15 protein-coding genes and 2 tRNA genes are annotated in these 13015 nt (G+C 57.3%); 8 read left to right on the top strand and 9 right to left on the bottom strand.

Translation table 11 applies throughout. The features are described 5' to 3' along the window. Nucleotides 1-11: 11 nt before the first annotated feature. The 4 genes from mutM to hemA are packed head-to-tail and all read right to left on the bottom strand — an operon-like array spanning nt 12 to nt 4111. The gene (mutM, locus tag M7F93_RS05830) at nt 12-824 is read right to left on the bottom strand and encodes a bifunctional DNA-formamidopyrimidine glycosylase/DNA-(apurinic or apyrimidinic site) lyase (protein WP_298170487.1); all 813 of its coding nucleotides are present in this window, start codon (nt 822-824) and stop codon (nt 12-14) included. 2 nt (nt 825-826) lie between these two features. Beyond that, nucleotides 827-1693: a peptide chain release factor N(5)-glutamine methyltransferase gene (gene prmC / locus M7F93_RS05825; protein ID WP_298170484.1), complete on the bottom strand. Its 867-nt coding sequence runs from the start codon at nt 1691-1693 to the stop codon at nt 827-829. Beyond that, a complete protein-coding gene (prfA, locus tag M7F93_RS05820; protein WP_298170481.1) occupies nt 1683-2780 on the bottom strand; it encodes a peptide chain release factor 1 in 1098 nt (365 codons plus the stop codon). The genes prmC and prfA overlap by 11 nt, the downstream gene beginning before the upstream one ends. Continuing rightward, the gene (hemA, locus tag M7F93_RS05815; RefSeq protein WP_298170478.1) at nt 2777-4111 is read right to left on the bottom strand and encodes a glutamyl-tRNA reductase; all 1335 of its coding nucleotides are present in this window, start codon (nt 4109-4111) and stop codon (nt 2777-2779) included. Before hemA ends, prfA begins: the two co-directional genes overlap by 4 nt. Before the next feature lie 55 nt (nt 4112-4166). Between hemA and M7F93_RS05810 the strand changes: the two genes are divergently transcribed. The 6 genes from M7F93_RS05810 to M7F93_RS05785 all read left to right on the top strand — a co-directional run bounded on the left by M7F93_RS05810 (nt 4167) and on the right by M7F93_RS05785 (nt 8538). Continuing rightward, the gene (locus tag M7F93_RS05810) at nt 4167-5828 is read left to right on the top strand and encodes a tetratricopeptide repeat protein (RefSeq protein ID WP_298170475.1); all 1662 of its coding nucleotides are present in this window, start codon (nt 4167-4169) and stop codon (nt 5826-5828) included. Beyond that, the gene (lolB, locus tag M7F93_RS05805; protein WP_298170472.1) at nt 5825-6484 is read left to right on the top strand and encodes a lipoprotein insertase outer membrane protein LolB; all 660 of its coding nucleotides are present in this window, start codon (nt 5825-5827) and stop codon (nt 6482-6484) included. The genes M7F93_RS05810 and lolB overlap by 4 nt, the downstream gene beginning before the upstream one ends. After that, on the top strand, nt 6481-7326 hold the full coding sequence (ispE, locus tag M7F93_RS05800; protein ID WP_298170469.1) for a 4-(cytidine 5'-diphospho)-2-C-methyl-D-erythritol kinase: 846 nt from the start codon (nt 6481-6483) through the stop codon (nt 7324-7326). The genes lolB and ispE overlap by 4 nt, the downstream gene beginning before the upstream one ends. A 4-nt stretch (nt 7327-7330) precedes the next feature. Beyond that, nucleotides 7331-7405 (top strand) — tRNA-Gln (locus tag M7F93_RS05795). Between the two features lie 49 nt (nt 7406-7454). Beyond that, entirely contained in the window at nt 7455-8402 is a 948-nt protein-coding gene (locus tag M7F93_RS05790) for a ribose-phosphate pyrophosphokinase (RefSeq protein ID WP_298170464.1), read from the top strand. A gap of 60 nt (nt 8403-8462) precedes the next feature. Continuing rightward, nucleotides 8463-8538 (top strand) — tRNA-His (locus M7F93_RS05785). A gap of 60 nt (nt 8539-8598) precedes the next feature. Here M7F93_RS05785 and M7F93_RS05780 read toward each other — a convergent pair. From M7F93_RS05780 to M7F93_RS05765, 5 genes are all read right to left on the bottom strand, one after another. After that, nucleotides 8599-9642 (bottom strand): tyrosine-type recombinase/integrase, encoded by a 1044-nt coding sequence (locus M7F93_RS05780; protein ID WP_298170461.1) that lies wholly within the window; start codon nt 9640-9642, stop codon nt 8599-8601. Nucleotide 9643: 1 nt separating this feature from the next. After that, nucleotides 9644-9859 (bottom strand): DUF4224 domain-containing protein, encoded by a 216-nt coding sequence (locus M7F93_RS11930; RefSeq protein WP_366144705.1) that lies wholly within the window; start codon nt 9857-9859, stop codon nt 9644-9646. Between the two features lie 35 nt (nt 9860-9894). Then, complete coding sequence (locus M7F93_RS05775; protein ID WP_298170458.1) at nt 9895-10137, bottom strand: hypothetical protein; 243 nt, start codon at nt 10135-10137, stop codon at nt 9895-9897. Between the two features lie 26 nt (nt 10138-10163). Beyond that, a complete protein-coding gene (locus M7F93_RS05770) occupies nt 10164-10430 on the bottom strand; it encodes a hypothetical protein (protein ID WP_298170455.1) in 267 nt (88 codons plus the stop codon). Nucleotides 10431-11020: 590 nt separating this feature from the next. Continuing rightward, nucleotides 11021-11881, bottom strand: a complete 861-nt coding sequence (locus M7F93_RS05765; RefSeq protein WP_298170451.1) for a S24 family peptidase — start codon at nt 11879-11881, stop codon at nt 11021-11023. On the opposite strand from M7F93_RS05765, the gene M7F93_RS11925 reads away from it, so the two are divergent. Together M7F93_RS11925 and M7F93_RS05760 are read left to right on the top strand one after the other, a co-directional pair. Then, nucleotides 11863-12102 carry a transcriptional regulator gene (locus M7F93_RS11925; protein ID WP_366144703.1) on the top strand — a complete coding sequence of 80 codons (240 nt, stop codon included), beginning with the start codon at nt 11863-11865 and terminating at the stop codon, nt 12100-12102. The two genes, M7F93_RS05765 and M7F93_RS11925, sit on opposite strands and share 19 nt — an antisense overlap. Before the next feature lie 105 nt (nt 12103-12207). Then, on the top strand, nt 12208-13015 hold an 808-nt coding region (locus M7F93_RS05760; protein WP_298170448.1), incomplete at its 3' end, for a DUF1376 domain-containing protein.

Here is a 13015-nt window from a genome sequence, read left to right as displayed (position 1 = left end):
CTCCCGACTAGTCAATACTGACAATGGGAACAATAGGTCGTCGCCCGGCCACAGAGACGGATGCCATGTAACGGCGCGCCGCACTGCGTGCAGGGTTTCCCTTCCCGTCCATACACCGCAAGAGATAGTCGAAAATAGCCATTTTTGCCATCGGGCCTGGTGAAATCACGCAGGGTCGTTCCGCCTTGGGCAATAGCCGACTCCAGGACATCGCGCACGGTCTGCACCAGCTTCGCATAGCGCGACAGAGCAATGCGCCCCGCATGGCGGCGCGGATCAACACCCGCCGCAAACAAAGACTCGTTGGCGTAAATATTACCGACACCGACAACGATATGGGCATCCATGAGGAAGGGTTTAACCGGTATCTCCCGGTTTCGGCTCCGCCGGTAAAGATACTCTGCTGTAAAATCCTCGCCCAACGGTTCTGGTCCGAGATGCTGGAGGAACGGATGCTGATCGGCATCGGCGAGCCAGAGTATCACTCCAAAACGGCGAGGGTCATGGAAGCGCAAGCACAGATCGTCGGCAAAGAGCAGATCGACATGATCATGCTTCTGCACCGGGGAGCTTTGCGGGAGGACGCGCAGGTGTCCGCTCATCCCCAGATGGATCAGGATCGCTCCCCGTTCCAGGTCGAGCAGAAGGTATTTGCCCCGTCGCCGGAGATTCAGCAGGCGCTGCCCGGTCACCCGCCCGGCAAAATCAGCGTTCACCGGCAGACGCAGGCGACCATCCCGCACCACTGCCCCCTCCAGACGCTGCCCCAGCAGATGGGGGGCAATACCCAGACGGGTGACTTCGACTTCAGGCAATTCGGGCATGGTTAAGTCCTTGTTCCGATACTCACGCGTTCGCGCCCGGCCAGATCACGGCAGGTTTGCACCGCACTGAAACCAGCGTTATTGAACAGGCCGCGCACCGCGTTTCCCTGATCGGGGCCATGCTCCAGCAATAGCGCGCCCTGCAGCGAGAGGCGCTCATACGCGCCGACAATGATGCGTTCCAGACACTCCAGCCCGCTGGGACCAGCCACCAAGGCATCCCAAGGCTCATGACGCAAATCAGAAAGATGGGGATCAGTATCGGCCAGGTAAGGGGGATTGGCCAAAATCCGGTCGAAACGTAAGGTGCTATCCAGTGGCGCGTACCAGTCGCCCTCCAGCCAGTGCACCTGTGGTGCCAGAAACGCACCATTGGCGCGCGCGACCTGTAACGCCGCCGGGCTGCGCTCCACAGCCCAGACCTCCGCCAGCGGTCGCGCCTGGGCAATGGCCAGTGCAATGGCCCCGGAGCCGGTGCCGAGGTCAAGCACCCGCGACGCGCCCTCATCCGCCAATCCCTCCAGAGCCAGGGTCACCAGCGTCTCCGTATCCGGGCGAGGGATCAGCACCGCAGGGGCCACGCACAGATCCAGTCCGTAGAAAGACCACTCGCCTAAACAGTAGGCCAGGGGTACACCCGCGAGGCGCTGCGTGAGCAATGCGGTAATCCGGACCTCTTCCTCTGAAGAAATTGGCAGCAGCGCATTGCGTAGCAGCGCCGCCGCATCCAGCCCAAGGGCTGCAGCCAACAGCCAGCGTACTTCCTGCTCCGGTTGATCACTCAGCACGCGCAGTTGTTCGCGCAGAGCATGCTGCCAGTCGCGCAAGCTGCGCGGCGGATTATGCGTTACGCCCAAATCAGAGGTCATCACCCAGATGCTGCAGGAGGTCAGCCTGATATTCCTTGATCAGCGGTTCGATAACGGCATCGAGATCCCCTGCCAGCACCGCCTCCAACCGGTACAGCGTAAGATTGATACGATGATCGGTAATCCGCCCCTGCGAAAAGTTGTAAGTGCGGATACGCTCGGAGCGATCCCCGGAGCCTACCAGCAGGCGCCTGGTCTGCGCCGCTGCACTTTGCTGCTTCTCCTGCTCCTGCTCCAGCAGACGCGCCTGCAACAGCGCCATGGCTCGCGCCCGGTTTTTGTGCTGGGAGCGGTCTTCCTGACAAGCCACCACCAAACCGGAGGGGATATGGGTGATGCGGATAGCGGAGTCGGTCTTGTTGATGTGCTGCCCGCCCGCACCACTGGCCCGGTAGGTATCAATGCGCAAGTCGGCGGGATTGATGGTGATCTCGCTCACCGTATCCACCTCGGGCAGCACCGCTACCGTACAGGCGGAAGTATGGATACGGCCCTGCGCCTCGGTCTCCGGCACCCGCTGCACCCGATGCCCGCCCGACTCGAATTTCAGACGGGAATAAGCGCCACGGCCGCTGATTTCCAGAACGATTTCTTTGTAACCACCACGTTCCGAATCGGAGGCGGAAAGGATGACCACGGCGAAACCTTTACTCTCGGCGTAACGGGTATACATCCGGGCCAGCACTCCCGCAAAGAGTGCCGCTTCCTCACCACCGGTCCCCGCCCGTATCTCCACAAAGACATTACGATCATCATTGGGGTCCTTGGGCAGCAGGCGCACCCGCAGGGACTCTTCGAGCTGATCGAGCTCTGCCTGTGCCGCCGCCACTTCTTCACTGGCCATGGCACGCAGTTCCGCATCCCGTTCTTCCATCAGCATGCGCCCAGCCTCGTCCCGATCCTGCTGCCGTTGCTGATGTCGGCGCAACAGATCCAGCACCGGGCTAATTTCTCCCAATTCCCTGGAAAGGCTTTGAAAACGCTGCGCATCGCTCGCCACATCCGGGCTCGCCAGCAACTGACTCAATTCATCAAAACGAAAAGCCAACTGCTCCAGTTGGCCCTGCAAACGCTGGCTGAGACTCATCCTTCGGCGTCACTGAGATGAAAGAGAATATCGAGTGCCGCGACAAGACTTTCGCTGGTCGCATCCTGACAAGGCTGACGAAGGGTCGCAATGGGGTCGTGAAGGACTTTATTCATCAAGGCTTTGGAAAAGGCATCCAGTACCGCATGAGGGTCCTGCCCCTGATCCAGGTAACGCATAAAACGCCGCACCTCTTCCTGGCGCCGGTCTTCCACATGATCACGCAGGCGGCGGATGGCGGGCACCACATCCAGACTCTCTCGCCATTGCTGGAACTCGCCGACCTCATCGGTAATGATCAGCTCTGCCACCGCTGCCGCCTCGCGCCGTGCGCGCATGCCCGCCTGGGCAATATCGTTCAGATCGTCCAGCGTATAGAGAAAACATTGCTCAACACTCCCCACTTCCGGAGCGATGTCGCGGGGTACGGCAAGATCCACCAGCATCAGATCCCCCCGCGCCCGCCGCCGCATCATAGCCGCGGAGACCGTTTCCAGCGTGACTATGGGCAGCAGACTCGCCGTGCAACTGACTACCACATCGGCGTCATGCAGGAGCTCCGAGATAGCCTCCAGAGCATGGGCTTTGCCAGTAAATTTCTCGGCCAACTGCTGACCACGTTCCGCACTGCGATTGGCCACGGTAAAACTCCCCACCCCATGCTCGCGCAGATGAGTCGCCACCAATTCGATGGTATCTCCGGCGCCGATCAGCAACACCGACTTACCTTCCAGACTGCCGAGCAACTGCTTGGCCAGACTCACGGCTGCATAAGCCACACTGACCGGAGCTGAACCGATGGCCGTCTCCGACCGCACCCGTTTCGCCACGCGAAAGGCCCAATGCAGCAGGCGATTCAGCACCGGCCCGGCGGCACCACTATCCGCAGCAGCCTGATAGGCATCCTTGACCTGGCCGAGGATCTGCGGTTCGCCGATGATCATGGAATCCAACCCGCAGGCCACGCGAAACAGATGGCGCACAGCCTCCGCATCGCTGGAAGCATAAATATGTCCATCCAGCAAGCGCGGGTCCACGCCGTGGAAGTGACAAAGCCAGTCTTGCAAGGTCTGGCGATGGTAGTCCTGTCCACCGTGGATGTATATTTCCGTGCGGTTACAAGTGGATACGATCAAGGCTTCCGTAGCCAACCCCTGCTCCAGCAAGTCGTGGTGGGCCGCAGCAAGGTTCTCCGGAGAAAAGGCGACTTTTTCCCGGACCGCGATGGGGGCAGTATGATGACTCAGACCAAGGCAGAAAATAGCAGCGACCGTCCCTGCAGAGCGACGATGAGGGGGCTGAATTGTCGCCGACGCCGGACAGGATTGCAAGCCAAGTCCCTAGCGGTTATTGTGCCTGCTGGCAAAAAATGCGGAGAATGGGCAGATGAGGAGCAGGCTTGGGGGCATCGTGGCGGGTACTGTACTTAGCCTCGCCGCCGGGGGTGCAGCCGCCGACTCCACCCCGGGTGGCATGACCGGGGAGCAGCTCTACTATCTGTTAGTAGCCGAATTCGCCACCGTGCAGCAAGAGTCACAACTGGCCGTTCCGGCCTGGCGGGAAGCCGCCAAGCTGGCGCCAGAAGCCAATGTCCTCGGGCGCGCCACACAGGTCACCGCGCAATTCGGCGATTTTCCAGGTGCTCTGCAGCTTGCCAAGCGTTGGCGGGAGACCGCCCCGGGGAACGCCCAAGCGGATCAGTTTGAAGCCGCGCTGCTCCTCACCACGGGGAAGGATGAGCAGGCCATTCAATTACTACAGGCCACGCTTGCCCGCTTTCCCAACAACCCGAAAGTCACCCTGCAACTCGCTGAATTACTGGTGGCCCACGGGCGCAGCGGTGAGGCGCGGCGACTGTTGAGTGCGCTGGCTGCCAAAGATCCGCAATCTGCAGCCGCCTATTATGCGCTCGGACGTATTGATCTTGATGAAAAACAACCAGAACACGCCATCCCCTGGCTGGAGAAAGCGCTCAGTATCCGTCCGAGCTGGCAGGAAGCCGCCATCAGTCTCGCCGAAGCACAGCGAGCTACCCAAGGCATTGCCGTCGCTTTGCGTAGCATTCAAAGTTTCACTGCCAGTCATCCGGGGGCCACGCTCGCTCGTCAATATCTGGCTGCGCTCTACCTCAAAATGGGTGGCCTGACACAGGCCTATCGCCTCTACCAGGACATGGCACGACAGCATCCCGATGACCCCGACATCATCCTTTCTCTTGGCCTTATGGACATCGACCGGGGCAACTGGAAGGGCGCGGAAGCCGCTTTGCAGCGCGCCCGCGATCTGGCGCCCCAGTCCCCCGCACCGCTCTACTATCTGGGGCGCCTCTACGAGGCACAGAATCGCTGGGCAGAAGCATTGCAATGGTACCAGCGCATCCATTCCGGCCCTCTGTATCCTGAGGTAGAATTGCGCAGCGCACGTGTGGAATACCTGCTGGGTTATCACGACAACGCCATCGAAAAACTGCGGACACTGGCGGCCGCGCACCCGCAGGAGGCACAGATTCCGCTGCTGGAAACAACCCTGTTGCAAGACAGCGGCAGCCTTCACCAAGCCTTACAGGTAGCCACTCAGGCCTTGCAACGCATGCCGAACCAACCCGGGCTCTGGTACGCCCAAGGCGCCATCTATGAGCAATTGAAAGATTATCCGGCCATGGAAAAAGCCATGCGTATGGTTATCCGCCTCGCACCTGGCCATGCACAAGCCTACAACTTTATTGGCTACAGCCTGATCGAGCGGCACAGCGATCTGGCCGAAGCACAAAAATTACTGAGCAAAGCATTGAGTCTGGACCCTGACAACCCCGAGATTCTGGATAGCGTCGGCTGGCTGCATCACGTACAGGGCGACAACAACCAGGCTCTGGATTATCTGCAGAAAGCCCATACGGCCTTACCTGACAATGCCGAGGTGAGCGCACACCTCGGGCAAGTTCTCTGGTCACTGGGGCGCCACACAGATGCCCGGCAGGTCTGGCAAAGTGCACTGCAAAAACACCCGGACGATGCCACCCTCAAAAGCGATCTGGCCCACCAGCCATGATAACCCCTTATTCCACTAGGCAACTCGTCCCACGCACCGCCTGGAGACCTATTCGCGCACTGACCGCACTCCTGCTCACCGGCATATTATCCGCCTGTGCCACCACGCCCCCCATCCAGCCGTCCACTCGCATCATCCTGTCAACGACCGAGAGAAATCAGGTCGTCGCCAGCCTGAAATATTGGCAAGCTAGTGGACAGGCCGCTCTCAGCACGCCTAAAACGAGCGAAGATTTCGGATTCCGCTGGAAGCAGTCCCCTCAACACCAGGAACTTTCCATTTATGACCCTCTCGGCCGTACGGTCGCCCGCATCGAAGTCGACCCTCAAGGCGCGCATCTGCAACTGGCCAATGGCGATACACGACAAGCAAATAATCTGGATACCCTCCTCGCGCTGGTCCTCCACGTCGAACTACCCGCGAGTGAATTACCGGACTGGATGCTTGGTCTGCGCAGCGCGGCGGTGACCGAACAGCAGAATCCAGCCGGTCTGCCCGCAGTACTCCACAGCGGCCCCTGGCAGATTCATTATCTCCAATATGCGCCGGTAGGCGGCCTGACCATGCCCAAACTGCTCCAGGCCATGGGTCCGGAGGGCATCACCCTACGCCTGGCCATCACCCAGTGGCGTATGGGAGACCACAGCGCCCCATGAGCGAAAATTATCCCGCACCGGCGAAGCTGAATCTGATGCTTCGCGTTGTCGACCAGCGCAGCGACGGTTATCACGAGTTGCAAACCGTATTTCAGTTTATCGATCTGGCTGACCAACTCCAGTTTGACTCGCGCCCCGCCGGGCAATTTTCCCGCAGCGGCGGACCGGAAGGGGTGCCGGAAGCGGACGATCTCAGTATCCGCGCCGCGAAATGTCTGGCCGATGTCGGAGGTGTCCACGAAGGAGTCCATATTCACATTGACAAAATCCTGCCCATGGGCGGGGGTATCGGCGGGGGCTCCTCGGATGCCGCCACCACCCTCATCGTGCTCAATCGGCTGTGGCGTACCGGTCTACGCCGCGAAGAACTCATGGAAATTGGTGCCAGCCTCGGTGCTGACGTTCCTGTATTTATTTTCGGACGTAGTGCCTGGGCGGAGGGTGTGGGCGAGCGTTTGCAAGCGCTCGACGCCCTCCCGGAAAGTCACTATGTGCTGCTGCACCCGCAGGTGTCCGTCAGTACCCGTGAGATTTTCACTGCCCCTGAATTGACACGGCATCATGTGCCCAGCACAATAGGCGCGTTTCTCGGCGGGGCGACGGAAAACACCTTGGAACCCACAGTGTGCGCCCGCTACCCAGAGGTCGAACATGGTACGCGCTGGCTAAAAAATCAGGGCGTGCATGATGTTCGTTTGACGGGTAGCGGCGCCTGTGTTTTCGGGCTGGTAGCGGATAATATTTCCGCACAACAAATTGCTGCGCGGGTGCCTGCCCCTTGGCGCGGATGGTCCGTGCGTGGATGCAACAGGCATCCTCTGTACGATCTTGCCGAGCAATGATTATTGGGGCGTAGCCAAGCGGTAAGGCACCGGATTTTGATTCCGGCATTCCCAGGTTCGATCCCTGGCGCCCCAGCCAAATTGTCCTCGGACGGTTTTGCCACCTGCGAAAGAGAGAAAGACATCACATGGTCCACGGCAATCTCATGGTTTTTAGCGGGAACGCCAATCCCATTCTGGCCGCCCAGGTGGCGCGTTTCCTGCAGATTCCCATTGGCCGTGCCGAGGTCAGCGCTTTCAGTGACGGCGAAGTCTTCGTCGAAATATTGGAAAATGTGCGCGGCCGGGACGTTTTCGTGCTTCAGCCCACCTGTGCACCCACTAACAACCACCTCATGGAACTACTGACCATGATTGATGCGCTCAAACGCGCATCGGCCAATCGCATTACCGCTGCCATGCCTTATTTTGGCTATGCCCGGCAAGACCGCAAATCACGATCACGTACGGCCATCACCGCCAAACTGGTCGCCGACCTGATCACCACTGCGGGCGCCAATCGGGTTCTGACGATGGATCTGCACGCTGACCAGATTCAAGGCTTCTTTGACGTACCGGTCGATAATATTTATGCCTCACCTATTCTCTTAGGCGACATTTGGCGCCAGAGCTATCCAGAACTGCTTGTGGTTTCTCCCGATGTGGGCGGTGTTATCCGCGCCCGCGCCATCGCTAAACGGCTCGAAGTGGACCTCGCCATTATCGACAAACGGCGACCGCGGCCCAATGAGTCCGTCGTCATGAATATTATCGGTGATGTGGCGGGCCGCACCTGCGTCATCGTAGACGACATGGTCGATACGGCCAACACGCTCTGCGAAGCGGCCCATGCCCTCAAGGCACAAGGCGCCGTCAAAGTCTGCGCTTACTGCACTCATCCGGTACTGTCTGGTCCAGCCATGGAGCGCATCGAACGGTCCGATCTGGATGAACTAGTCGTCACCGATACCATACCGCTCAGGCCGGATGCCCGGGCCAGCAGCAAGATTCGCGTGCTGTCCGTTGCCGAACTGCTGGCCGAAACCATCCGCCGGATTGCGGAAGAGGATTCCGTCAGCTCGCTGTTCATGGATTAACACCTCTTCACTGACCTTGCAGCCGGGCGTTGGCCATTGTATGATCTGCTCCTACCAATGGTGGCTGTAGCTCAGTCGGTAGAGTCCCGGATTGTGATTCCGGTTGTCGCGGGTTCGAGCCCCGTCAGCCACCCCATATTTTCAAGCAGTTATCTTCATATTGGTGCATCCATTCCTAAGATGAATGATACTTTTCCTAAGATGACTGCTTTTCTCTTCGAGAAATAGACACAGGCGCAGGGTCAGTTTGTGTCGTCTTGTGACTCCGTATATATGCCTCAGTCATAGACCTGCTCTTATGTCCCGCGAGCCCCTGGGCATCCATATTCGCTTCATCAGCCGCAGTTATCGCCGCAGCTCTGATGTCGTGGAAATGAAACCGTTCCTGGATCAGTCCTTCCTTTAGGGCCTTATCCATCGCCTTCCCCCACATTGCTTTAAACCCACTGTCGGTATAAGGCTGACCCCGCCGATTACAGATCAGGAACAATCCCCTTACTGGGCGCTCAAGCGCCTTTATAGCGTTGACACAATCTCTCAACCCGGGCGACCAGCGGATCAGCAATTTGGCACCCGTCTTGCCTTGGGTAATCTGGATACCGGCCTCCGTTAGATCCGCCAAGCGCAACTTCAGCAGATCCGCACGGCGCTGCCCCGTGTAGTACGCCAACTCGACGGTCAACGCGACCGCCAAAGGCGCCACACTGTTGACCGCCTCGATCTCTTCCTGGCTGGGACAGCGTGTGCGCGCTTTCTCCACATTCCTGCGCACCCCGTAGCAGGGGTTTACTTCGGCAAGGCCCCTGCGCATGGCCCAGGAATAAACACTGGAAAGCAGTGCAGCCTCGCGGTTTGCTCTTACCGGCGCGGGTTTGCCGTCTTTGCTGCAGCGGGTGTCCAGATAGCGAGCCACATGCGACGGTTTCACGCCGTCGGCGGGCATATGGCCAAAAACCTTTTTCAACCAAACCGCTTGATCAACATGATCCAGGCAGGTACGCGGCGCCTTGGTAGGCGAGACCAGGCGCAGATATTCGTCGATCAAATCACCAACACTGCCCTTGATGGTCCCTCCGCTGGAGAATTCGTTCCACTTGGCCTTGGCTTCAAAGTTCCACGTCTTGCCGAGTTTGTGCCATTTTCCGTTCATATCCACATAGAAGTACCAGCCCCGCGAGAGATACACTCGCTTAGGCAATCCTTGTGGATTACTCTTCCTGGTTCCTGTCATGGCTGGCATGTTACGACACCCTCGCAAAAATGTCCCATCGTGGCTCGGTCACAGGAGCGCCTGCAGACTTGATGCCAAGCCTTTGTTCCACAACAGCACGAAGTACCTGGACACGGCCTGTGGCTGCAACCATGTAGGGTATACCTTCATGGTCAAGCCACCGACATTGTGAGGGTCTGGTTTTGCGTCCTGTCAGGGTCACCAGATCTTCATGCGCGAGAAACATGCTTTAGGCTCCGAGCCTCTGGGTATCTGTCCGCATCACTCTTGTGCAGCCATTTCTTCTGCCGCATCAATGATGTCGCGCTCACTAGAAATCACATCCCCTTTCTCGCGCTCTTTTTCCACTAGAGCGATGATCTTGCTCAAATGCGCGGGTTTACCCCCCAAATGCTCCGCAATGGGCTTGATATCTTCCTTGATCTGCGACTGCATGGAGGCGATACCCTCCCGGCGGTTGATGATGTCCTCAATGGCGTCTTTGGTCTTTTGATCCATCTGCATGACAGTACCCCTTGATTAAACTGATTTCAGTTATCCGCGATGAGATAGATGCTGTCTCCACGATCCAGTAAACGGACCCCACCTTTCGACAAAAGAATTCCGTCTGGTCTCCTTTCTGCTGTCCACCCTTCTCCAATCACTTTCAATATCCGGTCAACATATGCATCGCTGCGAATTGCCGACCGCATCTGTAGCCTTTTTGCTGGCGACGTAGCACCCGCTCTCATTCCGTTAGCCATTTTCAGGTGCTCAGACAATGGTCCTAGTCCTCTATATTTTTCCTTTTTTCTCATCGTATTCTTCCTGAATAACCAACGTTTCGCGCTGTGCCGGTCATGCGTAATTTGCGCTGCCCGGAACGCAATACCTCCCAACGGTTAAACAGCCGGACCAACTGTTGCGCAGCATTTGGGTTCGTTTTCTGCAATTGCGTAGCGACGGTACGAGACCTGACAATCAAAGCACCACCTTCCTCACTGTACCGGCGCGGCTGATCATGGCCATGAGGTCCACGATGGGTGTGGCACGATCAACGAGAAAGGTCAGTACAGCACCATCACGATATGAAACGGCGACCGCCATGTGATTCTGAGAGGATCTGAGAGGGACTAGGTGCTGGGGAGCAACCCCATTCTCGTTGGGATGAAACCCCTGCCTGAGTAGTTCACCATTGAGCATTGCTCTTTGCATGACTATTGGTCTCCATGCTGCCGCGCCGGATGGGCGACTTCGATGGTATAAATTACCTATACGGTAATTGTTTGTCAATACCTTTACGGTAATCCTCTATGACAAACCTCTCCAATGCCTTCATCTACAGATTTTGGGTATTAAAAAACCGGCTCGGGGCCAGTTGATAGGATGGGGGCTAATGCTTTCATCCTTACCACCTATTCACAGGTTTGCGCCACATGGTATTACTTTCTACCACCTGGCCGAGCACGGTGACGTGCTCCATCTCTGCGAGCGGCACCACAACGTCCGGCTCTGCAGGGTTGTGAGATCGGATGATGACCCCGCCGTCCGGTCTGTTAAACAGATATTTGACGGAAATTTGTTCGCCAGACCTAAACAGATATGGCATACCATCCTTTACCTTTGTGTACCCCGTATCCACGGTGATCCATGACCTGTCCATAATGACCGGCTCCATGCTCTGTCCGTGGACGCGGAATCTGATGAGGGTGGCCGCGTCAAGACCATACCGCCTCAACCACTCAGTCGAGTACCGGAAGCGGCGTTCTTCATTGACAGGTTCTGACACGATCCGGTTGCCAGCCCCTACCTTCACATTCAGAGCCGGAATTTCTACCTCACCATCACCCAAATCCTCATCAGGGTGGTATTCGGAAACAGGATGAGCGCCAAGCGGAAATTCTGGCTGTTTCTTTGAACGGAGTTTGGCGGAGTGGTCCTGATCCATCCAATTTGGCAGCAGATTCAGCACGTTTTCTATTTCTCTGGCTGTCTGCGGACTCATCATTTTCCGCGTCTTGGGGTTTTTGGTTCGCCAGCGGCTGATAAGGGATGCGTCTTTGCCGGAAATACTGGCCAACTTTGCAACCGAGCCGTCCCCTATCGTTTGGATGAGGCTTTCTAGGTTGTCTGCTCGTACGTCCTCTGCACTTTTCATGATGCTAGTTTCATCGCCGCGAGACACTCGGGCAATAGGCGCTAAGGTAACATCCCTTGACTCGATGATTACCTTTGCGGTAATTTTAGCGCATGAAGAGACTCCGAACATATTTCAACTCCCTTTCGCCTACCGGACGAGCTGCGTTCTTGGCTGATGTAGGAACATCCGAATCCTATATCAGAAAAGCAATATCTGTTGGCTCAGTGGGGCCTCACATGGCCATTCGCATTGAACGCGCCACCAACGGCTCAGTCACCCGCGAAGAACTCCGCCCAGACATTTTCCACCGATCTTCTTCCCAAGACCCACTAGGGAGGAAGACCACTTGAATAAAACGACTCCTATGCCAGGAAACGGGGGCACCCGGATTGCGCTTCCAGCCGCGCGATCACCCCTGGCACCTATTCTATCGGCTGGGAAGGCTGGAAGAGACCATGCCGAATGATGCACAAAAACTGGATTGTTCGGTGCGTCCGCCCCCGCCAGTACCAGCAGATATTGATCTGCGTTCTTATTGCTGGATGAAACTGGACCTGAACCGGCTTCACTCCAGCGACTTTATCCATTTGGCCAGTAATGAAGAGTTTGGTGCAGCGGTAAAGCTATGGACCGAATCCATGCGGCAAGTACCGGCTGGCAGCATTCCCAACGATGACAAGATTCTAGCATCTCTCGCCGGTTATCGTGGGTCCACCCGGCGGTGGATGAAGATTAAGGCTATGGCATTGCATGGCTTCTCCCTTTGCTCCGATGGCCGCCTGTACCATCCCGTGCTTGCGGAAATGGTACAGGATGCGTGGGGCAACAAGACCCAACAGCCGACATCACACTCTTCGGACCCACGCGCCAAGGATCGTGAGCGCCTTCGTCGCTGGCGGGCGGAACAAAAGACCAAGCAGGAAAGCAGCCCGCCTATCCGGGCAGAGGACGAGCACTCTACCCAGGCCGATGAAACGGTTGAAACGTTTCAAGACCGTTTCACTGAAACGTTTCCTGAAACGGCTGAAACGTTTCATATAAGAGAAAGAGAGAAAGAAAGAGAGAGAGAAGAAACGTTAAATAGCGTTTCAGAAACGGCGGATGAAACGTTTCAGAAAACGCAGTCAACAGAATCCTCTCCAATGCCGCCAGCAACCCGCGAAGGCACGTTGTGCAAGAAACTACGGGCACTTGGCGTCCGTGCAGCTCCCCACATGGTCATTGTCCATGAGATGTGCGCTCGCCATTCCGACGAACACATTC

Origin of the sequence: Acidithiobacillus sp. (assembly GCF_027322205.1) — a bacterium.
In the GTDB taxonomy this organism is placed as follows: domain Bacteria; phylum Pseudomonadota; class Gammaproteobacteria; order Acidithiobacillales; family Acidithiobacillaceae; genus Acidithiobacillus.
This window is presented reverse-complemented; position numbering and strand designations above follow the sequence as displayed.

Coding starts and splice junctions, on each gene's coding strand:
- mutM (WP_298170487.1), bottom strand. CDS start 824: ATGCCCGAATTGCCTGAAGTCGAAGTCACCCGTCTGGGTATTGCCCCC.
- prmC (WP_298170484.1), bottom strand. CDS start 1,693: ATGACCTCTGATTTGGGCGTAACGCATAATCCGCCGCGCAGCTTGCGC.
- prfA (WP_298170481.1), bottom strand. CDS start 2,780: ATGAGTCTCAGCCAGCGTTTGCAGGGCCAACTGGAGCAGTTGGCTTTT.
- M7F93_RS05810 (WP_298170475.1), top strand. CDS start 4,167: ATGAGGAGCAGGCTTGGGGGCATCGTGGCGGGTACTGTACTTAGCCTC.
- lolB (WP_298170472.1), top strand. CDS start 5,825: ATGATAACCCCTTATTCCACTAGGCAACTCGTCCCACGCACCGCCTGG.
- ispE (WP_298170469.1), top strand. CDS start 6,481: ATGAGCGAAAATTATCCCGCACCGGCGAAGCTGAATCTGATGCTTCGC.
- M7F93_RS05790 (WP_298170464.1), top strand. CDS start 7,455: ATGGTCCACGGCAATCTCATGGTTTTTAGCGGGAACGCCAATCCCATT.
- M7F93_RS05780 (WP_298170461.1), bottom strand. CDS start 9,642: ATGCCAGCCATGACAGGAACCAGGAAGAGTAATCCACAAGGATTGCCT.
- M7F93_RS11930 (WP_366144705.1), bottom strand. CDS start 9,859: ATGTTTCTCGCGCATGAAGATCTGGTGACCCTGACAGGACGCAAAACC.
- M7F93_RS05775 (WP_298170458.1), bottom strand. CDS start 10,137: ATGCAGATGGATCAAAAGACCAAAGACGCCATTGAGGACATCATCAAC.
- M7F93_RS05770 (WP_298170455.1), bottom strand. CDS start 10,430: ATGAGAAAAAAGGAAAAATATAGAGGACTAGGACCATTGTCTGAGCAC.
- M7F93_RS11925 (WP_366144703.1), top strand. CDS start 11,863: ATGAAGAGACTCCGAACATATTTCAACTCCCTTTCGCCTACCGGACGA.
- M7F93_RS05765 (WP_298170451.1), bottom strand. CDS start 11,881: ATGTTCGGAGTCTCTTCATGCGCTAAAATTACCGCAAAGGTAATCATC.